We start from the raw sequence: 235 nt of genomic DNA, 5'->3' as shown, positions 1-235 counted from the left end.
CGATAAATACCTAAAACCCTCTAAGGTGCGAATATAGGTTATATCACTTACCCATACTTGATTTTTAGCACTCACTTCTACATCTTTAACAAGATTTGTCCACTTTCTAAAAGAATGATTAGAATAGGTTGTACGTGTATAACTCCTCTTCCTCTGAATAAGTAAATCGTTATTATTCAATATCATAAAGAACTTATCTCTCCCTATTTTTGCTACCTGATGTATCTTATCTGAT

General features: G+C 31.9%; 1 pseudogene. It reads right to left on the bottom strand.

The window, feature by feature from the left end:
• A pseudogene (locus RCZ04_RS11840) lies at window positions 1-235 on the bottom strand (IS3 family transposase); the annotation flags it as partial.

The sequence above is a fragment of the Capnocytophaga sp. HP1101 genome, assembly GCF_054772415.1.
This window is presented reverse-complemented; position numbering and strand designations above follow the sequence as displayed.